This window comes from Pyruvatibacter sp. HU-CL02332 (assembly GCF_040362765.1).
Taxonomy (GTDB): domain Bacteria; phylum Pseudomonadota; class Alphaproteobacteria; order CGMCC-115125; family CGMCC-115125; genus Pyruvatibacter.
Window position 1 is genome coordinate 1,268,223 of sequence record NZ_BAABWK010000001.1, and the last position, 24,558, is coordinate 1,292,780.

A 24,558-nucleotide genomic window follows, 5' to 3' on the forward strand; every position below is an offset into this window, starting at 1 on the left:
AGTCTGCTGGAAGCCTGATTTTCCGCGCAGATGTCAGGGAAAAACACATGACGTCACCCACAGAAACCGGCGGTGGACCAAGCACCGGAAGCACCGGCGAAAGCCAAGGCGAAAGCAATGGCTCGCTCAAAAGCACCATTGGTGGCGCTGGAGCGCTGCGCTCGGCCCTGACCCGCCCCGCCGCAGACGAGGCGCTGACCGCTGAAACCGTCAAAGCCTTTTTGATGGCGAATCCCGGCACACTGCAGGATGAGCCGGACCTGCTGGCCAAACTGACACCAGATGCACACCGCGAGGGTGACGGCGTGGTCGACTTTCAGGTTTTCACCATCGAGCGCCTGCGCCAGGAAATCGAAGACCTCCGCGAGCTGCAACAGGCTCTGGTGACGGCATCAGAAGAAAACGCAATTTCCCGTGACCGCATCTTTGCCGCGGTCCTCAAGGTGCTGGACGCGCGCAATTTTGAGCACCTGATCCACTACATCACCACTGAACTCGCCGACGACATCGAAGTTGATCTTGTGGCCATGGGTGTTGAGGCATCGGACTCGACCCGCAACATGGCCGGCATGCGCTCGCCAACCGACACACCCGGCGGCCCGTCCGTCATGGTGCTTGAATCAGGCATGGTCGATGCGCTGCTTGGCGTCCGTCCTGATGGCTCTCCTCGCCAACATGCATTGCGGGACGATGTGGAAGGCGCCCAGGAGCTGTTTGGGCCCCATGCCGTGCAGGTTCAGTCCGAAGCCCTGATCCGCATGACGTTTTCCCGCGCAGCACCTCCGGGCATTCTCGCGCTGGGTTCAACCCGTGCGAACCAGTTTTATCCGGAACAGGCCGTGGATCATTTGAAGTTCCTGGCGCAGGTGATTGAGCGCAATGTGCGCCTGTGGCTCGACCTGCCGCCTGCCTAGAGCAAGAGCACCATCAGTGTGAACGCATCCCACCCTGTCCGAGAGGCCCTGCCGCGCAAAACCCGCGACGCTCTGGACGGCTGGCTTTCGTCTCTTGCTCTCGAGCGACGCCTCAGCGCCCACACGGTCACCAACTACCAGCGCGATGTACTTGGCTTTCTCGGCTTCACAGCCCACCACACGGGCGAGTCCGTTTCCTTCAGCACGCTCAGCAATCTGCGTGCGGCTGACTTTCGTGCATGGCTTGCCCAGCGCCGCACACATGACGATGTCGGTCCACGGACACTGGCACGCGGCCTGTCGGCAGTTCGGACCTTCTTTCGCTACCTTGCCCGCGAGGACCTGGCCAAAAACGCCCAAATCGCTCTGGTGCGCACTCCAAAGCAACCGGTCTCTGTTCCCAAGGCACTGAGCGTTGAGGCCGCTGACAAACTGCTGGACAATCTCGAGCCCGAAAAAAACTGGATGCAGGCCCGTGACCTTGCGGTTCTGACGCTCCTCTATGGGGCGGGCCTACGCATCAGCGAAGCACTCACGCTGGACGTGAAGGACTGGCCCAAGCGGGGCACGCCCCTGCGCGTCATCGGCAAAGGCAACAAGACGCGCATATTGCCGGTGATTGAGGCCATTCACGACGCCGTGGAAGATTACCGCGAGCAATGCCCGCATGTTCTGGCCTCCGCAGGTCCACTCTTCGTCGGTGCACGCGGCGGGCGTTTGAACCCGCGCAGCCTTCAAGGGACCTTGGCACGGCTGCGCTCGGGGCTGGGGCTACCGGACAGCGCAACACCGCACGCGTTGCGGCATTCCTTCGCCACACACTTGCTTGGTGCGGGGGGTGACCTGCGGACAATTCAGGAACTGCTTGGCCACGCTAGCCTGTCAACGACGCAGACATACGCTGCTGTGGACACAGCGCGGCTCATGGAAGTCTACAACGCCGCCCACCCCAAGGCCGGACCAAGGGCTGAATCTGGTTCAGCTGACAAAGGCTAGCGCCACACCACTACATGCTCAGTGAGCGACCATCCACGGCCAAGGCTGCTTCCTTGACGGCTTCCGTCAATGTCGGATGGGCATGACAGGTCCGGGCAATGTCTTCAGACGACGCACCGAACTCCATGGCCAACGCGGCTTCCGCGATCATGGTGCCGGCTTCCATACCAAGGATGTGAACACCCAGAACACGGTCCGTCTTGGCATCCGCAAGGATTTTCACAAACCCGTCCGCCTGCTTGTTGACCTTGGCCCGGCCATTGGCACTGAACGGGAACTTGCCGACCTTGTAGTCGACGCCTGCCTCTTTAAGTTCTTCTTCAGTCTTACCGACCGTGGCCACTTCCGGTGCCGTGTAGATCACACCGGGGATCACATCATAGTTCACATGGCCGGACTGGCCCGCGAGGATTTCAGCAATAGCGACGCCTTCATCTTCCGCCTTGTGCGCCAGCATGGGGCCAACGATAGCGTCACCAATGGCGTAGATACCGTCCACATTGGTCTTGAAATGCGCGTCGGTTGCAATGCGCCCGCGATCATCCATCTCGACACCCGCCTCTGCGAGGCCCAGCCCATCCGTATAGGGACGGCGTCCGATGGCGACGAGCGCATAATCCGCCTCGATAACTTCCGTGTCCCCACCCTTGGCAGGTTCCACAGAAACCTTGAGACCGCTCTTGGTCTTCTCGATGCCAGTCACCTTCGTGCCCAGCTTGAACGCAAAGCCCTGCTTCTTGAGGATGCGCTGGAACTGCTTGGCAACCTCATTGTCCGTCCCGGGAATGATGCGATCGAGGAACTCAACCACAGTCACCTTGGCACCCAGACGCGACCAGACCGAGCCAAGCTCAAGGCCGATGACGCCACCACCAACGACCAGCAGATGCTTGGGCACCTCCGGCAATGTCAGGGCCCCGGTAGAGGAAACAATGCGCTCCTCGTCGATCTCAACGCCGGGTAGCGGCATAACGTCAGACCCAGTGGCAATGACAATGTTCTTTGTTTCAAGAACACGCGTGCCGCCGTCATTGAGCGCCACCTCCACCTTGCCTGCTGACAGCACCTTGCCTGTGCCGAACACAGGCTCGACCTTGTTCTTCTTGAACAGGAACGCAATGCCCTTGGTGTTGCCCTCTACGCCTTCATCCTTGAACGCCATCATCTTGGGCAGATCAAGCGACACGCCTTTGACGTTGATGCCAAGGTCCGCCATGTGGCCAGTGCTTTCCGCATAAAGCTCCGACGCATGCAGCAGCGCCTTGGACGGAATGCAGCCAATGTTGAGGCATGTGCCACCCAGCGTATCGCGCTTTTCAACGCAGGCGACTTTGAGGCCGAGCTGGGCTGCACGAATGGCACCCACATAACCACCAGGGCCGGCACCGATCACCACAAGATCAAACTGGTCAGACACGGGCATATTCTCCTTGAGCGCAGCCAATCATCGGCTGACTGAATTAGTTTGCAGGCGGCAAAGGTACCTTTTCGCCACTGAGGCCGGCGTCACCGGGCGCAGCGCTTTGCGACGGCATGTAGAAGGCATGCTCCTCCGCCCAGTAGAGACGTTCATCAACACGCACACGAACGAATGGCCCGCCGGGTGCCTTGGGGGCACGGCCAACCGGGCCATAAAGGTCCATGTGTTTTTCAACGCGGACACATCCTGGCACTTCAGTGCCGGACGCAACCGTCTGAAAGTCCTCAAGCTGCGGACAGACAAGTGCTGTTTCAGCAGACACCATCAGCGCGTGCGCAGAAGTGGGGGCCGGTGCCGTCAGAAACAAACCCAGTCCAGCAATGGTCAGCAGACGGATCACAGGTCAAGCAACAGACGCTGAGGATCCTCAAGGCTCTCCTTCACGCGCACCAGGAAGGTTACAGCTTCGCGGCCATCCACAATGCGGTGATCATAGGAAAGCGCCAGATACATCATCGGACGAATTTCAATCTGACCATTCACGACCATCGGGCGCTCCTGGATTTTGTGCATGCCCAGAATGCCGGACTGCGGCGCGTTGAGGATCGGTGTCGACATCAATGAGCCATACACACCACCATTGGAAATGGTGAAGGTGCCGCCCTGCATCTCATCCATGGTGAGCTTGCCGTCGCGCGCACGACGTCCAAAGTCGTTGATCGTGCCTTCGATATCCGCAACGGACATCTCATCCGCGTTGCGGACCACAGGCACAACAAGGCCATTTGGCGTACCAACAGCGACGCCCATGTGAACGAAGTTCTTGAAGACCAGCTCTTCGCCATCAATCTCGGCATTGACCTGCGGCAGTTCCTTCAACGCATGGGTACATGCCTTGACGAAGAACCCCATGAAGCCAAGGCGAACGCCGTGCTTCTTCTCAAACAGTTCTTTGTACTGTTTGCGCAGTTCCATCACCGGACCCATGTCCACCTCGTTGAAGGTGGTGAGCATGGCGGCTGTGTTCTGAGCTTCCTTGAGACGGCGCGCAATGGTCTTGCGCAGCCGCGTCATCTTCACCCGTTCTTCGCGCGGCGCATCGTCGGCTGAAGAGGGAGCGCGTGGTGTAGAAGATGGGGCTGGAGCAGCCGGGGCTTCCGTCTTGGCTTCAAGCGCTGCCTGAACATCTGCCTTTACAAGTCGGCCACCTTTACCTGTGCCTTCGATTGTAGAGGGATCCACATTGTTCTCTTCCACCATCTTGCGGACGGCGGGTGAAAGCGGCGGCTCTTCTGCGGCTGCCGCAGGAGCGGGTTCCGCTTTGGCTGGCGCAGGCTCTGCCTTGGCCGGTGTGGGGGCTGGAGCAGGTTCTGCTTTCTTGGCGGTGACTTTGACGTCACCGGCACCTTCTCCGATAGCACCAAGGAGTGCGTCCACTTCAACGGTATCGCCTTCCTCAGCAGTAATCTCCGCAAGCACGCCCGCAGCAGGTGCTGGAACTTCCAGTGTCACCTTGTCGGTTTCAAGCTCCAGCAACGGCTCATCTGCGGCTACCGCATCGCCAGGTTTCTTGAACCACTGCGCCACCGTTGCTTCGGTAACGGATTCGCCAAGCGTGGGAACTCTGATTTCCGTGCTCATGTTATGGCCTCTTTGGTGCGGCGTTTGTCAGCCGTCGTGAAACGTAATGTGAAAATTAGATGGTGAGCGCTTCATCCAGGAACATATTGAGTTCCTGCTTGTGCTTGCTCATCAAGCCGGTTGCTGTGGATGCTGTGGAGGCACGGCCCGCATATCGCGCGCGCCGGTGCTTGGCATCAATGTGTTTGAGAACCCATTCAATGTTTGGCTCCATGAATGTCCATGCACCCATGTTCTTGGGTTCTTCCTGACACCACACCATGTCCGCATTCGCGAAGCGTTCCAGCTCCTTGATCATGGATTTGGCGGGGAATGGATAGAGCTGTTCCACGCGCATCAGATAGACGTCATCAATGCCGCGCTTCTCGCGCTCTTCCAGCAGATCATAATAGACCTTGCCCGAGCACATGACGACACGCCGGATCTTCTGCGGCTCCACCAGTTTGACGGTTGAGCCGGGCATGTATTCAGCGTCATCCCACAACACCCGGTGGAACGAAGATCCTTCGCCCATTTCCTTGAGTGTCGAGACGGCTTTCTTGTGCCGCAGCAGCGACTTGGGCGTCATGATGATCAGCGGCTTGCGGAACTTCCGGTGCAGCTGACGGCGCAGAATGTGGAAATAGTTTGCCGGCGTTGTGCAATTGGCAATCTGCAAATTGTCTTCTGCACACAGCTGCAGGTAACGCTCAAGGCGGGCCGAGGAATGTTCCGGACCCTGACCTTCATAGCCATGCGGCAGCAGCATCACGAGACCGGACATACGCAGCCACTTGCGTTCACCAGATGAGATGAACTGGTCAATAATCACCTGCGCACCATTGGCGAAGTCACCAAACTGTGCTTCCCACAAAACAAGTGCATTGGGCTCGGCCAGCGAGTAGCCATACTCATAGCCAAGCACTGCAGCCTCAGACAGCATCGAGTCGACCACGTCATACTCAACCTGGCCTTCTTTGAGGTTGTTGAGCGGCATGTAGCGCTCTTCGGTTTCCTGATCGATGATTGCAGAGTGGCGTTGTGAGAACGTACCGCGCGTTGAGTCCTGCCCCACCAGGCGAACCGGGAAGCCTTCGTCAATCAGCGATCCGAACGCCAGGGATTCAGCTGTCGCCCAGTCGATGTTTTCGCCGGACGTCACTGCATCCATGCGCGCTTTGAAAACACGTTTCAGCGTGCGGTGCGCATTCACTTCTTCGGGAATGGTCGCAAGCTTGGTGCCGATATCCTGCAATGTCTGCTCAGGAACCGCTGTTTCGCCACGACGCGCTTCACCTTCGGCAACCGAAAGGCCGCTCCAGCGCCCGTCCAGCCAGTCAGCCTTGTTGGTGCGGAAATTGTCAGCGGTATCAAAGCTTTCAGAGAGCATGGCGTTGAAGCTCTCCTTCATACCGTCGATCTCAGCCTGATCCACCAGACCTTCAGCAATCAAACGCTCTGAGTAGATCTGCAACGTTGTCGGCTGCTTTTTGATGGTTTTGTACATCAGCGGCTGGGTGAACATGGGCTCGTCGCCCTCGTTGTGCCCAAAGCGCCGGTAGCAGAACATATCGATGACAACATCGGCGCCGAACTGCTGACGGTATTCCGTCGCAATCTTCGCCACGTGAACCACGGCCTCCGGATCATCCCCATTCACATGGAAGATCGGAGCCTGAACCATTTTCGCAACGTCAGATGGATAAGGCGACGAGCGCGAGAAACGCGGGCTGGTCGTGAAACCGATCTGGTTGTTGACGATGAAGTGGATGGTGCCGCCATTGCGACCACCCTTGAGCTGCGACAGCCCGAAGCATTCAGCCACGATACCCTGACCGGCAAAGGCCGCATCGCCGTGCAGCAGAATTGGCATGACCTTTGTGCGGTCACGACCATGCTGCATGTCCTGCTTGGCGCGGGCCTTGCCCAGCACCACCGGGTTCACCGCTTCAAGGTGAGACGGGTTGGCGGTCAGCGACAGGTGTACCTTGTTGCCATCAAACTCACGATCAGATGACGTACCAAGATGATATTTCACATCACCGGAACCCGCGATGTCCTCGGGATTGACCGAGCCACCTTTGAATTCATGGAAGATCGCCTGATAGGGCTTGCCCATAACCGTGGCGAGCACATTGAGGCGACCACGGTGCGGCATGCCGAGGATAATTTCCTCAAGGCCCATATTGCCGCCGCGCTTGATGATCTGCTCCATGGCGGGAATGAGGCTCTCGCCCCCATCCAGACCGAAACGCTTCGTGCCCGTATATTTGACGTGCAGGAAATTCTCGAACCCTTCGGACTCGATGAGCTTTTGAAGGATCGCCTTCTTACCCATGTCCGTGAAGGAGACTTCCTTCCCACGGCCCTCGATGCGCTCCTGAATCCAGCCCTTTTGTTCCGGATCAGCGATATGCATGAACTCGACGCCAATCGTGTCGCAATAGGTGCGCCACAGGATTTCCATCATCTCGTTGATGGTTGCCGTCTCCAGACCCAGCACATGATCAATGAAGATGGGGCGATCCATGTCGTCATCAGTGAAGCCATATGACTTTGGATTGAGCTCGGGATGGTCTTTTGGCGGCTCGATGTTCAGCGGGTCAAGCTTGGCAATGAGGTGACCACGAATACGGTAGGCACGGATCATCATAATCGCGCGGATGGAATCCAGTGTGGCGGCCCGCACCTGCTCGTCGGTCAGGCTGACGCCGGCACTGGACGCCTTGCCTTCAATTTTGCCCTTCAGGTGTGATTCGGTGTCGCCCCAGTTGCTGTCCAGAGCCGAAACGAGGTCACCATTGGCAAGCGGTGGCCAGTCGGTGCGCGCCCAGGAGGGGCCATTGGCTTCGGTTGCTACCGCACCCGGATCATCTTTCAGGCCATCAAAATAGGCCCGCAGACGCGCATCCACAGAACTGGGGTTCTGGGCGTACCGGTGGTGCATCTGTTCGAGATATTGGGCGTTGCCGCCATAAAGGAATGACGTCTCGTCAAAGGCTTCATTTGCAGGCGTCCGCTGACGCCCCGAGCCATCTGCCATTTTGTGTCGCTCCCGCGCGGTCGCAAGGTGCTGTGGGGCGTCCGGCCCGCGCGCTTTCGAATACCAAAAGCCCCAAATTCTCCGCAGCTTCGCACGGGTTTGGTTAACGCGCTATTCAAAATGCCCCAATTTCCGGTGACATTTTGAGAATACTGGCCCCGCAAAACCGCATATGGGCGGTCGCGGGGCCCGCATTCATTTTGTCTTAACGAATTCGATCCGCCTCGGGTTAACCCTTGAGCACATCCACAAGCGTGGAGCCCAGCGCTGCAGGCGACGGAGAGACCGTAATCCCGGCAGATTTCATTGCTTCGATCTTGCTTGCTGCATCGCCCTTGCCGCCAGAAATGATCGCACCGGCATGGCCCATGCGACGGCCCGGAGGTGCTGTCACGCCAGCGATGAAGCCCACGACCGGCTTTTTGGTCTTGGACTGCTTGAGGAACTCGGCTGCATCTTCTTCAGCAGACCCGCCAATTTCACCAATCATGATGATGGATTCGGTCTTGTCGTCGCCCAGGAACATGTCCAGGCAATCAATGAAGTTGGTGCCGTTGACCGGGTCACCGCCGATGCCGATGCATGTCGTCTGGCCAAGGCCCGCAGCCGTCGTCTGGCCCACAGCCTCATAGGTCAGTGTGCCGGAGCGCGACACGATGCCGACAGTGCCCGGCTGGTGAATGTGGCCCGGCATGATGCCGATCTTGCACTGACCCGGCGTGATGACGCCCGGGCAGTTGGGACCAACCAGCCGTGTCTTCGAACCGCAAAGCGCTTTTTTGACCTTCACCATGTCGAGCACGGGAATGCCTTCAGTGATGCAGACGGCCAGCGGAATTTCCGCGTCAATCGCTTCAAGGATCGCGTCCGCAGCGAAGGGCGGCGGAACATAGATCATCGTGGCGTCCGCGCCGGTCTTTTCCACCGCCTCGCCAACTGTGTCGAACACCGGCAGATCAAGATGCTTGGTGCCGCCCTTGCCCGGCGTTACGCCGCCAACAAGCTTGGTGCCATATTCAATCGCGGTTTCCGAATGGAACGTACCCTGAGCACCTGTGAAGCCCTGGGTGATAACCTTGGTGTTGCTGTCAATCAGAACGGCCATCTATTTGGCCTCCTTCACGGCTTTGACGATCTTCTCGGCGGCATCCGCCAGATTGTCAGCAGGAATAATGGCAAGGCCGCTGTCGGCCATGATCTGCTTGCCAAGCTCAACATTGGTGCCTTCAAGGCGCACAACGAGCGGCACCGCAAGCGATGTCTCCTTGGCCGCTGCAATCACGCCTTCCGCGATGATATCGCAGCGCATGATGCCCCCGAAGATGTTGACCAGAATGCCTTCAACAGCCGGGTCAGACAGGATGATCTTGAAGGCTTCCGTCACCTTCTCCTTGGTGGCGCCGCCACCCACATCCAGGAAGTTGGCAGGCTCTTCGCCATAGAGCTTGATGATGTCCATGGTTGCCATGGCAAGGCCTGCGCCGTTGACCATGCAGCCGATGGTGCCATCGAGCTTGACGTAGGAGAGGTCGTATTTGGCAGCTTCAAGCTCGGCAGCTTCTTCTTCAGCCGGGTCATGCAGATCTGCAATTTCCTTGTGCCGGTAAAGCGCGTTTGAGTCGAAGTTCATCTTGGCGTCGAGGCAAAGAACATCTCCGCCCTTCGTCACAACCAGTGGGTTGATCTCGACCAGGCTGGCATCAGTGCCGATGAACGCGTCATAGAGTCCCTTGAACAGCTTCGCACCCGCCTTGGCTTCTGCGCCCTTGAGCTGCAGCGCGTGAGCAAGAGCACGGCCATGGAACGGCATGAAGCCGGAAGCCGGGTCCACATCAATGGTGTGGATCTTTTCAGGCGTTTCCGCTGCCACTTCTTCGATGTTCATGCCGCCTTCGGTTGAAGCCACAAAGGCCACCCGGCTGGTTTCACGATCAACGAGGAGCGAAAGATAAAGCTCACGATCAATGTCGGAGCCTTCTTCCACATAAAGCCGCTGCACCAGCTTGCCCTCAGGGCCGGTTTGGTGCGTCACGAGCGTCATGCCCAGCATGCGTTCGGCTTCAGCGCGGACTTCATCGATGGATTTCACCACCTTGACGCCGCCGCCCTTGCCGCGCCCACCTGCGTGGATTTGCGCTTTGACGACCCAAACAGGGCCGCCCATGTCTTCTGCAACCTTGACCGCTTCATCAACGGAGAAGGCGGGCTTGCCCTGGGCAACGGCAACGCCGAAGCCACCGAGCACGCCTTTGGCCTGATACTCGTGGATGTTCATGTTTTTCCGACTGGCTGGGGAAGTCTGATGGAACTCATCAAAATTCCAAGTGGAAGGAGAACTAGGATTCGTTCTCCCGTATAGCACTGCACTCACCCACGCCAAAGGTCTCAGCAGGTGAAAACCTGAGGAGCACAAGTCAAAAAGGGCAGCCATTTGGCTGCCCTTTCCTCTGTTCGTGATGTCATTGATCGTTTCGGACCCGGATTACAGGTTTTCCGGATTGCCTTCGACAATGACGAACTCAACGCTGTCTGCCGTCTGGCCGGACCGCACAAGCTGGCCGTCCTCGCCTTCTATGTAGTTGAAGCAGCCACTTTGACGGTCAGAGCCCGGATAAACGCAGAATCTGCCTTCTTCCACGGTCCACTTGCCAACATAAGTGTCCCAGTTGCCTGCCATACCGCAGTTGCGCTCCTTGCCATGGAACGTTCCATCAGCCTTGTAAAACTCGAAAAAGTCTTTGCGTGGAGCAGCACAGGAGCGATAGCGCCCCTCAACGGTGTTTCCCACGACCTGTTCCGCCACCATATGGCCCGGAATGAAGTTGTCTGCCAGCACAGGCCCCGAAAATCCTAGGGCCAGGGCAGCTGTCAAAATCAAAGATGCAATATACGTACGCATAATCGACTCCTTTCTTGGGTTCCAATTGCATCCCCCTCAAAAGCCGTTCTACGCCTGCCCTTCATGTACCTGAATGATCTACCTCAACTCACACGCGACGCCGTGCGTCGAGCGGGCTAGACTTTGCGGGAAACGTGAACTTTCCGGGGGAAAACAGGCCGATGAAATGGCGTGGCAGACGGCGCAGCACCAATGTGGTTGACCAGCGAGGTCAAGGAGCAAGCCGTGGCGGCGGCTTTGGCCGATCCCGCACCGGCGGCATGGGTCGGCATTTCCAGATTCCCAGAGGCCGGGGCGGCAAGGTCAGCTTTTCCGGCATCCTGATCATGATCGCGCTGTTTGCCATCGCTTACTACCTGAATGGCGATGGTTCCAGTGGCTCCGGCGGCGGGTTCACCACCAGCGGCCCGTCCCAGAACCTCACCGCCGAACAAAAGGCCGCCCAGGACGAAATGGCCGAGTTCACAGCCGTTGTATTGGCCGACACCGAAGATGTATGGAACCCGCTGCTACCAGAAGCATTTGGTCAGGAGTATCGGGAACCCAAACTGGTGCTGTTCACCGGTGGCGTTGACTCCGGCTGCGGCTTTGCAAGCTCTGCCGTTGGACCCTTTTACTGTCCGGCTGGCGAACGCATTTATCTGGACCTCGATTTTTTCAGCGAACTGCTCAACCGCTTCAATGTGGAAGGGGACTTTGCCCCGGCCTACGTCATCGCCCATGAGGTCGGACACCACGTGCAGACGGTACTGGGCATCTCCGCTCAGGTGCGAGAAGCAAAAAGCGAGGTCGGCAAGGTCGCCGGTAACAAACTCTCAGTAATGCAGGAGCTGCAGGCAGACTGCTTTGCAGGTGTGTGGGCCAACCGGGCAGATGGCATCAGCCAGATACTTGAACCAGGAGACATTCAGGAAGCCATGAACGCCGCTGAAGCCATTGGCGACGACACACTCCAGCGCCAGGCTGGCCGCAACGTCGTGCCTGATAGCTTTACCCATGGCACATCGGCCCAACGACAACGCTGGTTCATGAAGGGCTACCAGACTGGTGACCCCCTGCAGTGCGACACCTATTCAGCCCGCACGCTCTAAGCAGACCGCCATCAGCCAGACACACAAAAGGCGCGGATCCAGAAGGACCCGCGCCTTTCAGTCTATCTGGAAGCAGTCAGACCTATGCGAGGTCTGGATTGATCTTCTTGCAGCTTTCAACGAGGCCTTCCACGGCATCAACAGAGACCTTGAACATCTCTTTTTCTGCCGCATCGAGTTCAATTTCGACAACCTTCTCAATGCCACCGGCACCGATGATTGTCGGAACACCGACGTAACGATCATTGACCCCGTACTGACCTGTCAGCTGAGCTGCACATGGCAGCAGACGCTTCTTGTCCTTGAGGTAGCTCTCAGCCATGGAGATCGCAGAAGACGCTGGTGCGTAGAACGCAGAACCGGTCTTCAGCAGGCCAACGATTTCAGCACCGCCATCGCGGGTACGCTGAACGATCTGGTCGAGCTTCTCCTGGCTCGTCCAGCCCATCTTCACGAGGTCTGGAAGCGGAATGCCACCCACTGTGGAGTAACGAACGGACGGCACCATCGTGTCGCCGTGGCCACCCAGAACGAATGCTGTGATGTCTTCAACAGAAACGTTGAATTCTTCAGCCAGGAAGTAGCGGAAACGCGCTGAGTCGAGCACGCCAGCCATACCCACAACCTTGTTGGCAGGCAGACCGGAGAATTTCTGCAGGGCCCACACCATCGCGTCGAGCGGGTTGGTGATGCAGATCACAAACGCGTCCGGGCAGTTGGCCTTGATGCCTTCGCCTACGGACTTCATGACCTTGAGGTTGGTTTCAACCAGATCATCGCGGCTCATGCCCGGCTTGCGGGGCACACCGGCCGTCACGATCACCACGTCAGAACCCGCGATGTCCTTGTAGTCGCTTGACCCGGACATGGCAGCGTCAAACCCTTCAACCGGGGACGCTTCAGCAATGTCCAGCGCCTTGCCCTGGGGCACGCCGTCCACGATGTCGAAAATGACGATGTCGCCAAGTTCCTTGAGGCCTGCGAGCAGGGCGAGCGTGCCGCCAATCTGGCCGCCACCGATGAGAGCAATTTTCTTGCGAGACATTGGGGTACTCCGCTGTTGATGTGTGTTTTGGGCAGGCGCGGGCTGACGGTCAGCCGTGCCCCCACCACGTTTTTTGGGTGGACGCCCCATGAACCAGTTGAAAAAGCCACCGGACATAGTGGGTTCATCCAGGAAATTGAGGCCGCGGCACCAGGTACGTGCAGCCTGCGGTTAAGAATGCTGCGCTTCACCTATCTCATGGCCGGACATGGTGCAAGCGGATGCCAGTGGAACACCAAACCATGCTGTTTCATTCCGGTTTTGGCAGGGCCCCGATGCCTCGAATTGTGGCCCCGAATTGAGACAGCCCCATACCCCATTGCCGCATCTGAGGCTATTCAGGCACACGCCACCCCAATCCGTTAACCCTTGTTAAACATATATCCGTTCCCGTTTGACACGCAGACCCTCGAAGAGTCACAGTTTCTTAGTCAAATCAGCCGATTATTGGCGGGTGTGACGCACAACAAACCTCCATGTGGGAAATGTTCTGCGCCGTGCCCTGGATACGGAAATTAGAGCCGTATCAAAGCCGTTTTTAGCTGAATTTGGCGCAAAATTGGGGGCAGGCAGCCACACAAAAGACCCACCACGCATCCAGGAGCTCTGCGTTAAAGAGCACCTAAAATACGGATAGCGAGGCAAACCGGCCGGGAACCGGGGGTCTGATACATGAGTGCCTGGCAGTCTTTTTGCAGTGAAACCGTCGAGATCCGCACAGTGATCGGTAGTGGCACACGCAAGAAGGTATTTTGGGGGCGTATTTGATGAACCAGACTGTGTATCAGCTGGATGCAGCACAAAAAGTGGAAGCAGCGCCAAAGCGCAGCCGTTTCCGCAAATTGGCTGCCCCGTTGGCGATCGTTGCCGGCACGCTGAGTTTGGGTGGCTGTGCTGCCCCTGTTATCGGCGCCATTACCGTAAGCCAGCTTTCAACAGCCGCCGGTATCGCCTCTTCCATCATGTCTGGCCGTGATCTGACAGAACATGTCGTCTCAGCCATTGTTGGTGAAGACTGCCGCTTCCTTGAAGCCATCCTGCGCGGACGCCCCATCTGCGTGCCTTATGGCTCACCGGAAGCAGATGATTCTTTCCAGGGCATCATCGTTGCCCTGCAGGACAACGACGAAGAGCAGCCTGACTTTGATCGCTCCGGGGAGTATCAGGTGGCTGGCCTCGACCCAACGGCCATTCAGCTTGGCTTTGCCCCCATCGTCCCGGACTACGATATGGCAACCGCCTCCCTTGAAGCTGTAGACCGTGACATCCGCGACAGTGACCGTGGCGATATGCGTCGCGTTTCCTTCGGCATGATGTCCGCGACCTATGGCGCAAGCCACTCCATGGACGACCTGCTAGCCGCACAGCGCGCCGACGAAGCGCAGCCCTTCCTCAAGGGTGCCGCTATTGAAGGCCCTGATGTGATGACAGCTCCGGCCCCTGCACCACGCGTCATCATGGCGTCAGCGGCAGCACCAACCGTGATGCCCCAGCCTCTGGCTTCCAAACGCAGCGACGGGCGGACGATCGTGCCGCACCTGCCAGCCCAGAAAACGCGCATTCAGCAGATCATCGAACGCGCACACATGGCGCCGATCCCTGACTAGGGCAAATCAACCCAAGACACACAAAAGGCCGCAACAGATGTTGCGGCCTTTTTTGTTGCGCAGAGACGCCGTGCGTCAGACAGCATGCCCGGCGGACATATACGCCTCACTTTGCATCTCAAACAGCCGCGACGCTGTACGCTCAAATTCAAACGAGCCATCGCCTGCCGGGTAGAGATCATCGGGGATAGCCTGCGCTGAACACACGAGCTTCGTCTTGTTCTCATACAGTGCATCAATCAGCGTCACGAAACGTTTGGCTTCGTTGCGTGATTCAGGGCCCATCTGCGGGATTTCATCTACCAGCAACGTGTGAAAGCTGCGTGCGATCTTGAGATAGTCTGCGGCACCCAAAGGCTGGCGGCACAGGTCATCAAAATGAAACCGCGCAATTCCCATGGCGGCACGCGGCACCAGCACCTTGCGGCCTTTGACCTCGACCGAGCAGGGCGCGGGTTTGACGCCGGTCGTCAGGCGGCTCCACGCATCCTCCATGGCCTGAGACGCCACGCCATTGAGCGGCGCGTGATAGACGGGCGCACCGGCCAGATGCTTCAGGCGATAGTCGGCTGCCGCAACAAGTTCCATCACGTCCATCTGCTGCCGCAGCAGATCAATGAACGGCACAAACAGCTGCCGGTTGAGACCATTCTCGTAAAGCGTACCCGGGTCCCGGTTGGACGTCGCAACCACCACAAGCCCGCGCTCGAACAAAGCCGTGAAGAGACGGCCAAGGATCATGGCGTCCGTGATGTCGGTGACCTGAAACTCGTCAAAGCATAGAAGCGTCGTCTGCTTCATGATGGCATCAACCACCGACGGGATGGGATCTCCGCCCGCGCTCTTGGAAACCTTGCCCTGCTTCTCGCGCTGTCGCCATTCATGGACGCGCCCATGCACGTCCTGCATGAAGTCGTGAAAGTGAATGCGCTGCTTCTGTTTCACCGGAGCATGGGCAAAGAACAAATCCATCAACATGGATTTCCCGCGCCCCACACCACCAAAGATGTAAAGGCCACGTGGCGCCTCAACCGCACCGCCCAGCCCGAACAGGCCACGCTTCTGACCGGGCTGATAGCCCTTGAGCGCGTCATGCAGCATCTGCAGTTGATCCGCGGCAGCTTCCTGCGCCGGGTCATGCTCGATCGCGCCTGAGGCGACCAACGCACGATAGGCATCAATGGTGGTTGAAGGTTTAGCCATAGGAGGCGATTAGCGGCTTTGAGCGGCAGCGGCAAGTCACTGTGTTTGACATTGAGTTTGAAGGTCCAGTGGCAAAGCTACTTGTTCGGCCATTTCCAGTCAGCTTTGCGCTTGCCCATCCAGGCGCGCACGGCTTCCTTGTAGTCAGGTTCAGCCACCATTTCGTCCAGCAGCCTGTCGGCCTCTGCAACCGCCGATCCGACATCACGATGCTGGTCCACGTAGATTTGCCGTTTCGTTGCAGCCAGCGAGTGCGGCGCGACGCCATCCGCCAGCTTGCGGGCATAGGCCGTGACGTCGGCCATCAGGTCTTCGCGCGCCACAAGCTGGTTGATAAGCCCCATATCGTAGGCCTCGTCCGTGAGAAACACCCGGCTGGACATCAACAGGTCATTGGCCCGGGCAAGACCGACAATACGCGGCAGCAGCCAGGACAGGCCGTACTCCGCAGGCATGTTGAAGCGTCCATGCGCTGTGGTCAGCTTGGCACCAGGCACGGCAAACCGGATATCCGCAAAACAGGCAAGCACGAGGCCCACACCTGCAGCCGCCCCGTTCATCGCGGCAATCACCGGTTTGGTGAGACCAAAGTGATAGGCAAAGTTCTGATCAAATTCAGGGCGCACACCAAATCCCGGCTTGGAAATGTCATCCTTTGTACCGGAGTCGTACCCGCCCTTCGATGCATGGCCTTCCAGCGCCTGCATGTCGGCCCCGGCGCAAAAGGCCCGCCCCTCACCAGTGACGATGATCACCCGCACTGACGCATCAGCTTCCGCCTGCTCCAGCGAGTAGCGGTACTCTGTATGCATTCGTCCGGTCCATGCGTTCATGCGGTCCGGTCGATAGAGGGTGATTGTCGCGATGCCGTCGGCAACGTCGTAGCGCGTTGATTTGAGTTCCATGCCCTCAGTTTGCACTGAGAGAGCGCCACCCGTCGAGATGGGGCGCAAGAATGGTCTTTCGCTCATCAGCTGATAAATGCAGATCAAAGTGGTCCGCGAGTGCCATCGCAATCTCGTCGACGGTGTGAAGCTTGGTAACCTCAGCAACGCCATCGCGCCCGCGGATCGTCAGGTCCGTATTGAACAGCGTGATGCGCCTGTCGGCTTCAGGCCGGGCTGCAATCAGAAACTGCACGAATATAGACTGCGGATGCGTGGCTGTGTACCAGTTCGACAGTTCGTAATCTGCCGCCGACTGCGCCTCCAACGAGAATTGATAGACCGGCGCCCATTGGTCACCCAGCATCACCTGCAACTCATAGGTATCCACCGCACCTTCAACCGACAAAAGCCTGCGCGGTTCGTGTGGCGTCTCCAGCTCCACATCCGTCTTGAAGGGAATGGGCCCGGTCATGGTGATGCCGCCAAAACCAGCATCCGCCAGATAGGGCCCTTCCGGCAGGGCGATGTGGAGCAACATATGCGTGCGGCCCGTCGCGACATCGTTTGGTGTCTTCCAGCGCACACGGCCCATGAGGCGGGTCACGTCAAAGCCAAGCGCATCAAGCGCTGACGCCAGAAGCGCGTTTACCTCAAAGCAATATCCACCACGGCCTTCGTCAACAATCTTGGTCTGCAGCGACGCAATGTCGAGTGTCGGCGGTGACTTGGCCAGCACTGTCAGATTTTCGAAGGGGACTTTGAGCGCCTGTGCATAGTGGACGGCCTTGAGCACATCCAGCGTCGGCTCGCGGACACCCGTGTACCCGATATGGCCAAGATAGGCATCAAGATCAAAGTCAGCAGACATGGTGCACCTTTCAATGATTTCAGTAGGCACAAAGACAAACGGCCCTGTCCGGGGACAGAGCCATTTGCTCAAAACCTGTATAGCCAATCAGAGAATGGGCTTACTTCATTGTGGGAATGACGAAGCTTGCGCCCTCATTGCCGCGCGACCAGCGGGCGGTCACGGTCTTGACCTTGGTCCAGAACTTCACACCTTCCGTGCCGTGCTGGTTGGTGTCGCCAAAGGCTGATCGCTTCCAGCCGCCAAATGAGTGATAGGCCAGCGGCACAGGGATCGGCACATTGATGCCAACCATGCCCACATTCACTTTAGAGGCAAAGTTGCGCGCCGCATTGCCGTCTTCGGTAAAGATCGCAACACCGTTGCCGTACTGATGGTTGGATGGCAGCGCGATGGCTTCTTCAGGTGTCTTGGCGCGGGCAATCTGCAGCACCGGCCCAAAAATCTCTTCCTGGTAAGACGTCATCTCCGGCGTCACCTTGTCAAAGAGCGAGCCGCCCATGAAGAACCCGTCTTCATAGCCCTGAAGGGAGAACTCCCGACCATCAACCAGAAGCTCAGCGCCTTCTTTGACGCCCATATCGATATAGCTTTTGATCTTCTCGCGGTGCTCTGCCGTAACCACGGGACCATAATCCGCATCCGGATCAGTGGACGTGCCTACTCTAAGGGCTTCAACACGCGGGATGAGCTTCTCGATAAGACGGTCCGCTGTTTCATCACCAACAGGCACGGCAACCGAAATCGCCATGCAGCGCTCACCGGCCGAGCCATAACCCGCGCCAATGAGATCATTCACAACGCCATCGAGATCCGCATCCGGCAGGATGATGGCGTGGTTCTTGGCGCCACCCATGGCCTGCACGCGTTTGCCGTGGGCGGCACCCGTTGCGTAAATATATTCAGCCGTGGTGGAGGCGCCGACAAAGCTGATGGCTTCAACGCGTGGATCTGTCAGCAGCGTATCCACCGCGTCCTTGCCACCATTGACCACATTCAAAACGCCTGAGGGCGCTCCGGCTTCCATCATCAGTTCCGCAAGGCGCAGCGGCACGCCGGGGTCTTTTTCAGACGGCTTGCAGACGAAAGTGTTGCCGCAGGCGATGGCGACCCCAAACATCCACATGGGGATCATGGCGGGGAAGTTGAACGGCGTGATGCCGGCGCACACGCCCAGAGGCTGGCGCATGGAATACATGTCGATGCCAGGACCCGCACCTTCAGTGAACTCACCCTTTTGCAGATGCGGAATGCCGCAGGCAAATTCGATGACTTCAATGCCGCGCTGAATATCGCCCTTACTGTCGGCGATGACCTTGCCGTGCTGGTTGGAGAGCAGCTCGGCAAGCTCATCCATATTGGCTTCGACCAGGCGCTTGAACTCAAACATCACCCGGGCGCGGCGCTGCGGGTTGACCTGAGACCAGCCCGGGAAAGCGGCTTCGGCAGCAGCAATGCCGGCGCGGGTTTCATCTGCAGTCGCAAGCGGTGTCAGCGCCTGAACCTCGCCGGTGTTCGGGTTGAACACATCATAGAAATTGCCACTGGTGCCGGACACCTTGGCGCCATTGATGAAATGAGTGAGTTCTGTCGACATTGCACTGACGAAGGGGGTATGCCCCACGCCTCCCTGACTGTGACCCCGTTACCGGTGAGTTGTTGAAAGTCACTTAGCGCCATCACGCCCCTGCCTGCAAGCCGGAGCACATCCAACGCACGGCACTCCGCACCAGCTGCTAGCGCTGCTTGTACATCCAGGCAAAGAAACCCACGGCTGACGCTGCGGCAATCAACTGGGCCGCAATGAAGGGTCCCACATCGTCAGGTCTGATACCCGCAAATGTATCAGTAAAGGCACGGGCAATGGTCACCGCGGGATTGGCAAACGACGTGGAGGATGTCCACCAGTAGCCAGCGGTGATCACAAGCCCGACCGCGTAGGGAATGGCCTCCGGGCGGGTCTTGAGCAAAGCAAGGATGGAAGCCAGCAGGGCAAAGGTGGCCAGAAACTCTCCGAGCCATTGGGGTGGTCCTGCCCGCACATGGGTCGACGCCTGAATGATGTCGAGCTCAAACATGGCATGGGCAAGGCCTGTCCCAACCAGCCCGCCTGCGACCTGCACAACAACGTAGGCCAGCGCCGCCGCCAGCGTGATGTCGCGCTTGAGCCAGAAGGCAAAAGTGACCGCCGGGTTGAAATGCGCGCCGGACAAGGGCCCGAAGACCATGATGAGAACCACCAGAATGGCGCCCGTGGCGATCGTGTTGCCCAACAAGGCAACCGCGTCATTTCCAGATGCCAGCGCGACACCCATGATGCCCGAGCCGACAACCGTACCCACAAGGATGGCGGTGCCCACAGCTTCTGCCGCGAGGCGACGCGTCAACGTGAAATCAGACATGGAGCGTCAGCCCGCCTCAGACATATCGCGACCGATGTCATCGAGTCGTTTCTGCAAGGTGAGCTTGTCCAAAGAGGCCAGCGGAAGGCTGACAAAAATCTCAAGACGGCGTTCGATCTGCCCATAGACCTCGGCAAACTTCTGCGCGATCTCAGCTTCACTGCCTGTGGCTGCTGCCGGGTCCTCAAACCCCCAATGGGCCGTCATAGGCTGCCCCGGCCAAATGGGACAGACCTCACCAGCGGCGTCGTCACACAGGGTGAAAACAAAATCCAGTTTCGGCGCACCGTCCGCAGCAAACTCGTCCCAATTCTTGGACCGTAGCTCGCCGGTCGGGTAGTTCAGTTTCTGCAGGAGTGCCGTTGCCCCGGGATTGATCACCCCCTTGGGGTGGCTGCCGGCACTGTAGGCCCTGAACCTCGGTTTTCCCGCACGGTTGAGAATGCTCTCGGCCATGACGCTGCGGGCCGAGTTGCCGGTGCACAAGAACAGAACGTTGTAGGTTTCAGTCATTCGTCTTTCCCGATGGTCTTTCGACAATCACCCCTCAGCAGCAACAGCTACCCTTGTCGGCAATGGGTGCAGGTATGTAAGTCTCAACAGGAGCTTCATCGCCTGACACTGATGCCTCACTTTTTTCACCTTCAGATGACGTGCTGATGACATCTTGCTCCGTAATCGGACCATTCCCGAAGGTGTCGATGATTTCGCTGGTGAGAAATGCCTCCCAGCCCAGCCCCGCCGGATCGGTGACCCAACTCTTCTCAGACTTGGCGAAGCAACACTCCGTCTTGCCTTCTTCGCGCACATCATCAGATGCCGCCTCGAAGCGCTCATAGAGGGAGTGAAGACCGGCTTCGTCTTCCGTCTGGATACCCAGATGATCGACGCCATTTGCCGCCGCACCTTCATTGGCAACGAAGTTCACCCGCGGATCATCAAGCATCCATTTGGCGTAACCCGGCCGCTCAACGCTGGGATCGGCACCAAACATGGCCGCATAGAATGTCTTGGCTTCTTCGATGTCGGGAACGGTCACAGATACATGCAAACGGTTCATCGCGTTGTCTCCTTCAGACGGTCGGGCAGGTGAATGGGAATTGGTCAGGCAGATTCTGTTTCCAGGTTCGACGTACTGACGCAGACGCCACAGCGCCCCTCGCAGCAATCCTCCAGCAGGAAGTTCGCAATCGCCGCGACCTTTTCAAACTGAACCCGGTAGATGATGGAGCGTCCGTCCTTGCGGCTCACCAGAAGCCCCGCCCGCGCCAGTTCCTTGAGATGAAAGGACAGCGTGGCCGGTGCGACCCCCATGCGGGACGCAATCTCGCCCGCAGGAAGACCGCCCTTGGCAGGATCAGGATCATGCGCCTTCACCAGCAACCGAAACACGTCCAGACGTGTGTCCTGGGAAAGGGCGGCAAAGACTTCTACTGCGTCAATCGTTTTCATATTTCGAATATGGTTGAAATATCGAATATTGCAAGCCAAAAAGTGACCACGCCTGTCCAAAGGCAGAAATTTGGTTACTCAGGCTGAAGAATTTCGATGCGGTTGCCGAAGGGGTCAGCGACGAAAAAGCGGCTGAAGCCTTCAAGGGCATTGTCGTCTTTGACATCGACGCCACCGGCGATCATCCGGTCACGAATGGTGGTGAGATCAGACACCTGAAAGGCAGGGTGAGCTTTTTTGGCGGGGCGGAACTCGGCTTCGACGCCCAGATGCACGCGGATGTCACCGCTTTCAAACCAGCAGCCACCGCGCTTTGCCAGCTCTGCGGGCTTGGGAACTTCAGGCAGGCCCAGAAGCTCGTCGTAAAACCGCCGCGCTGCATCTTCCTCGCCCTTTGGCATGGCCAGTTGAACGTGATGCAGCGCGGTGATTGTCATGTTGGTTTCTCTCAGCAGTTAAACCTGCCGCTCCACCATCATCTTCTTGATTTCCGCAATGGCCTTTGCCGGGGATAGACCCTTCGGGCAGGCCTTGGCGCAGTTCATGATGGTGTGGCAGCGATAGAGCCGGAACGGATCTTCCAGATTGTCCAGACGCTCACCCTTGGCTTCGTCGCGGCTGTCGGCCAGCCAGCGATAGGCCTGCAGCAAGGCCGCCGGACCAAGATACCGGTCCTGGTTCCACCAGTAGCTGGGGCACGCCGTCGAGCAACACGCGCACAGGATGCACTCATAAAGACCATCCAGCTTGGCGCGGTCTTCGTGGCTCTGCTTCCATTCCTTTTCAGGGGCGGGCGTATCCGTCTTGAGATAGGGCTCAATGGAAGCGTGCTGCGCATAGAAGTTGGTGAGATCAGGCACCAGATCCTTCACCACCTGCATCTGCGGCAGGGGATAGATCGCCACAGCGCCCTTCACGTCATCAATGGCCTTGGTGCAGGCCAGCGTGTTGGTGCCGTCAATGTTCATGGCGCAGGACCCGCAGATACCTTCACGGCAGGAGCGCCGGAACGTCAGCGTTGAGTCCATCTCGTTTTTGATCTTGATGAGCGCGTCAAGCACCATCGGGCCACAGGTGGACATATCCACCTTGTAGGTATCGACCCGTGGGTTCTCGTCGTCATCCGGCGACCAGCGATACACCTTGAAGGTTTTGACCTTCTTGGCATCCTTGGGCGCTGCATAGGTCTTACCCTTGCCATTGACCTTCGAATTACGCGGCAGCGTCAGTTCGACCATGGTTCTAAGTCCTCTTTACGCTTAATAGACGCGCGCCTTGGGCGCGATATATTCAATGTCGTTGCTCATGGTGAAGCTGTGCACGGGGCGGAAATCGATGGACACGTTGCCCTTGTCATCGACCCACGCCAGCGTGTGCTTCATCCACTCGTCATCGTTGCGATCCGGATAGTCTTCGCGGGCATGCCCACCACGGCTTTCCAGACGGTTCGCAGCAGACCTCATGGTGACGGCGGCCTGTGAAATCAGATTGTCGAACTCAAGTGTTTCGATCAGGTCCGAGTTCCAGATCATCGAACGGTCCGTGACCTTGATGTCCGGCAAGCCCGAATAGATGTCGGCCATCTGCGTCACGCCTTCGTTCAGCGTTTCGCCGGTCCGGAACACTGCACAATTCGTCTGCATGTTCTTCTGCATCTTGAGGCGAAGTTCGGCTGTCATGGTGCCGCCATCCGCATAGCGGAAGTGGTCCAGACGATCGAGAGAGGCCTGACCTGCATCTGCAGGAAGTTCGCGCTGACGCTCACCCGGGGTGAGAATTTCAGCACAGCGCAGACCAGAAGCGCGACCAAACACAACAAGGTCAATCAGTGAGTTGGAGCCAAGACGGTTTGCACCGTGTACGGACACACATGCCGCTTCACCAATGGCCATGAGGCCCGGCACCACCGCATCAGGATCGCCATCCTTCGGCACCACGACTTCACCGTGATAGTTGGTGGGGATACCACCCATATTGTAGTGCACCGTCGGCAGAACCGGGATCGGTTCCTTGGTGACATCAACACCGGCAAAGATGCGCGCTGATTCAGAAATACCCGGCAGGCGTTCCGCCAGGATTTTCGGATCAAGGTGATCAAGATGCAGGAAGATATGATCTCCCTCATCGCCCACACCGCGGCCTTCACGAATTTCCATGCTCATGGACCGGGACACCACGTCGCGGGATGCAAGGTCCTTGGCGGATGGCGCGTAGCGTTCCATGAAACGCTCGCCTTCGGAGTTGGTGAGATAGCCACCTTCGCCGCGCGAGCCTTCCGTAATCAGACAACCCGATCCGTAGATGCCAGTCGGGTGGAACTGCACGAACTCCATATCCTGCAGCGGCAGGCCTGCGCGCAGAACCATCGCATTGCCGTCACCTGTGCAGGTGTGAGCGGAAGTGCAGGAGAAATAGGTCCGGCCATACCCGCCAGTGGCAAGGATCACCATGTTCGCTTGGAACCGGTGAATGGTGCCGTCATCCATGTTGAGAACCATGACACCGGCGCAACGGCCATCGACCATGATGAGATCAAGCACGAAATACTCGATGAAGAATTCAGCGTTGTGACGGACAGCCTGGCCATAGAGCGTATGCAGAATGGCATGGCCCGTACGGTCAGCGGCCGCACAGGTACGCTGGGCAATGCCTTCACCGTAATTGGTGGTCATGCCACCAAACGGACGCTGGTAGATCTTGCCTTCTTCAGTACGCGAGAACGGCACACCAAAGTGCTCAAGCTCATACACAGCTTCAGGCGCATTGCGGCACAGATACTCAATCGCGTCCTGGTCACCCAACCAGTCCGACCCCTTGACGGTGTCGTACATGTGCCAGCGCCAGTCATCATCGCCCATGTTGCCAAGGGAGGCTGAGATGCCGCCCTGCGCTGCGACTGTGTGCGAGCGCGTTGGAAACACCTTGGAGATGCAGGCAGTCCGAAGACCCGCTTCCGCACAGCCAAGGGTGGCACGAAGGCCCGAGCCCCCGGCACCGACGACCACAACGTCAAATGTGTGGTCAGTGATCTCATAGGCAGGCCCGGCCTTGCCGTTGCCCGCACCGTTTGTTGACCCGTTCGTGCTCATACAGATTTCCTTTTTCGAGCCT

At 58.2% G+C, this 24,558-nt stretch carries 23 protein-coding genes; 4 read left to right on the plus strand and 19 right to left on the minus strand.

The window, feature by feature from the left end; translation table 11 throughout:
• Positions 1-47 precede the first annotated feature (47 nt).
• Together ABXH05_RS05875 and ABXH05_RS05880 are read left to right on the plus strand one after the other, a co-directional pair.
• A complete protein-coding gene (locus tag ABXH05_RS05875; protein ID WP_353560189.1) occupies positions 48-914 on the plus strand; it encodes a DUF484 family protein in 867 nt (288 codons plus the stop codon).
• Positions 915-932: 18 nt separating this feature from the next.
• The gene (locus tag ABXH05_RS05880; RefSeq protein WP_353560190.1) at positions 933-1,910 is read left to right on the plus strand and encodes a tyrosine recombinase XerC; all 978 of its coding nucleotides are present in this window, start codon (positions 933-935) and stop codon (positions 1,908-1,910) included.
• Positions 1,911-1,920: 10 nt separating this feature from the next.
• Here ABXH05_RS05880 and lpdA read toward each other — a convergent pair whose 3' ends face one another.
• The 7 genes from lpdA to ABXH05_RS05915 all read right to left on the minus strand — a co-directional run bounded on the left by lpdA (position 1,921) and on the right by ABXH05_RS05915 (position 10,892).
• Positions 1,921-3,327, minus strand: coding sequence for a dihydrolipoyl dehydrogenase (gene lpdA, locus ABXH05_RS05885; protein WP_353560191.1), 1,407 nt, complete (start codon positions 3,325-3,327; stop codon positions 1,921-1,923).
• Between the two features lie 43 nt (positions 3,328-3,370).
• Positions 3,371-3,655, minus strand: coding sequence for a hypothetical protein (locus ABXH05_RS05890; RefSeq protein WP_353560192.1), 285 nt, complete (start codon positions 3,653-3,655; stop codon positions 3,371-3,373).
• 71 nt (positions 3,656-3,726) lie between these two features.
• Positions 3,727-4,971, minus strand: a complete 1,245-nt coding sequence (gene odhB / locus ABXH05_RS05895; RefSeq protein WP_353560193.1) for a 2-oxoglutarate dehydrogenase complex dihydrolipoyllysine-residue succinyltransferase — start codon at positions 4,969-4,971, stop codon at positions 3,727-3,729.
• A 55-nt stretch (positions 4,972-5,026) separates the two neighbouring features.
• The gene (locus tag ABXH05_RS05900) at positions 5,027-7,993 is read right to left on the minus strand and encodes a 2-oxoglutarate dehydrogenase E1 component (RefSeq protein WP_353560194.1); all 2,967 of its coding nucleotides are present in this window, start codon (positions 7,991-7,993) and stop codon (positions 5,027-5,029) included.
• A 229-nt stretch (positions 7,994-8,222) separates the two neighbouring features.
• On the minus strand, positions 8,223-9,098 hold the full coding sequence (gene sucD, locus ABXH05_RS05905; RefSeq protein ID WP_348136230.1) for a succinate--CoA ligase subunit alpha: 876 nt from the start codon (positions 9,096-9,098) through the stop codon (positions 8,223-8,225).
• Positions 9,099-10,268 (minus strand): ADP-forming succinate--CoA ligase subunit beta, encoded by a 1,170-nt coding sequence (gene sucC, locus ABXH05_RS05910; protein ID WP_043950112.1) that lies wholly within the window; start codon positions 10,266-10,268, stop codon positions 9,099-9,101.
• A 207-nt stretch (positions 10,269-10,475) separates the two neighbouring features.
• Positions 10,476-10,892: a hypothetical protein gene (locus tag ABXH05_RS05915; protein WP_353560195.1), complete on the minus strand. Its 417-nt coding sequence runs from the start codon at positions 10,890-10,892 to the stop codon at positions 10,476-10,478.
• Between the two features lie 161 nt (positions 10,893-11,053).
• Between ABXH05_RS05915 and ypfJ the strand changes: the two genes are divergently transcribed.
• Positions 11,054-11,983 carry a KPN_02809 family neutral zinc metallopeptidase gene (gene ypfJ, locus ABXH05_RS05920; protein WP_353560196.1) on the plus strand — a complete coding sequence of 310 codons (930 nt, stop codon included), beginning with the start codon at positions 11,054-11,056 and terminating at the stop codon, positions 11,981-11,983.
• 82 nt (positions 11,984-12,065) lie between these two features.
• Here the strand turns inward: ypfJ and mdh are convergent, their stop codons facing one another.
• Positions 12,066-13,028 carry a malate dehydrogenase gene (gene mdh, locus ABXH05_RS05925; protein WP_043951153.1) on the minus strand — a complete coding sequence of 321 codons (963 nt, stop codon included), beginning with the start codon at positions 13,026-13,028 and terminating at the stop codon, positions 12,066-12,068.
• Positions 13,029-13,795: 767 nt separating this feature from the next.
• Here mdh and ABXH05_RS05930 point away from each other — a divergent pair.
• Positions 13,796-14,635: a hypothetical protein gene (locus ABXH05_RS05930; RefSeq protein WP_353560197.1), complete on the plus strand. Its 840-nt coding sequence runs from the start codon at positions 13,796-13,798 to the stop codon at positions 14,633-14,635.
• A 75-nt stretch (positions 14,636-14,710) separates the two neighbouring features.
• On the opposite strand, the gene zapE is transcribed toward ABXH05_RS05930, so the two are convergent.
• From zapE to sdhA, 11 genes are all read right to left on the minus strand, one after another.
• Positions 14,711-15,838, minus strand: coding sequence for a cell division protein ZapE (zapE, locus tag ABXH05_RS05935; protein ID WP_353560198.1), 1,128 nt, complete (start codon positions 15,836-15,838; stop codon positions 14,711-14,713).
• Positions 15,839-15,915: 77 nt separating this feature from the next.
• On the minus strand, positions 15,916-16,743 hold the full coding sequence (locus ABXH05_RS05940; RefSeq protein ID WP_353560199.1) for an enoyl-CoA hydratase-related protein: 828 nt from the start codon (positions 16,741-16,743) through the stop codon (positions 15,916-15,918).
• 4 nt (positions 16,744-16,747) lie between these two features.
• On the minus strand, positions 16,748-17,593 hold the full coding sequence (locus tag ABXH05_RS05945) for an arylamine N-acetyltransferase family protein (RefSeq protein ID WP_353560200.1): 846 nt from the start codon (positions 17,591-17,593) through the stop codon (positions 16,748-16,750).
• Between the two features lie 100 nt (positions 17,594-17,693).
• Positions 17,694-19,190, minus strand: a complete 1,497-nt coding sequence (locus tag ABXH05_RS05950) for a CoA-acylating methylmalonate-semialdehyde dehydrogenase (protein ID WP_353560202.1) — start codon at positions 19,188-19,190, stop codon at positions 17,694-17,696.
• Between the two features lie 139 nt (positions 19,191-19,329).
• Positions 19,330-19,995 carry an aquaporin gene (locus ABXH05_RS05955; protein WP_353560203.1) on the minus strand — a complete coding sequence of 222 codons (666 nt, stop codon included), beginning with the start codon at positions 19,993-19,995 and terminating at the stop codon, positions 19,330-19,332.
• A gap of 6 nt (positions 19,996-20,001) precedes the next feature.
• The gene (locus tag ABXH05_RS05960) at positions 20,002-20,508 is read right to left on the minus strand and encodes an arsenate reductase ArsC (protein WP_353560204.1); all 507 of its coding nucleotides are present in this window, start codon (positions 20,506-20,508) and stop codon (positions 20,002-20,004) included.
• A 34-nt stretch (positions 20,509-20,542) separates the two neighbouring features.
• Positions 20,543-21,055: an ArsI/CadI family heavy metal resistance metalloenzyme gene (locus tag ABXH05_RS05965; protein ID WP_353560205.1), complete on the minus strand. Its 513-nt coding sequence runs from the start codon at positions 21,053-21,055 to the stop codon at positions 20,543-20,545.
• A 44-nt stretch (positions 21,056-21,099) separates the two neighbouring features.
• Positions 21,100-21,447, minus strand: a complete 348-nt coding sequence (locus tag ABXH05_RS05970) for an ArsR/SmtB family transcription factor (RefSeq protein WP_353560206.1) — start codon at positions 21,445-21,447, stop codon at positions 21,100-21,102.
• A gap of 74 nt (positions 21,448-21,521) precedes the next feature.
• On the minus strand, positions 21,522-21,884 hold the full coding sequence (locus tag ABXH05_RS05975) for a VOC family protein (RefSeq protein ID WP_348136242.1): 363 nt from the start codon (positions 21,882-21,884) through the stop codon (positions 21,522-21,524).
• Between the two features lie 18 nt (positions 21,885-21,902).
• Complete coding sequence (locus ABXH05_RS05980) at positions 21,903-22,685, minus strand: succinate dehydrogenase iron-sulfur subunit (RefSeq protein ID WP_353560207.1); 783 nt, start codon at positions 22,683-22,685, stop codon at positions 21,903-21,905.
• Between the two features lie 21 nt (positions 22,686-22,706).
• Positions 22,707-24,536, minus strand: a complete 1,830-nt coding sequence (sdhA, locus tag ABXH05_RS05985) for a succinate dehydrogenase flavoprotein subunit (protein ID WP_348136245.1) — start codon at positions 24,534-24,536, stop codon at positions 22,707-22,709.
• Positions 24,537-24,558: the final 22 nt, after the last annotated feature.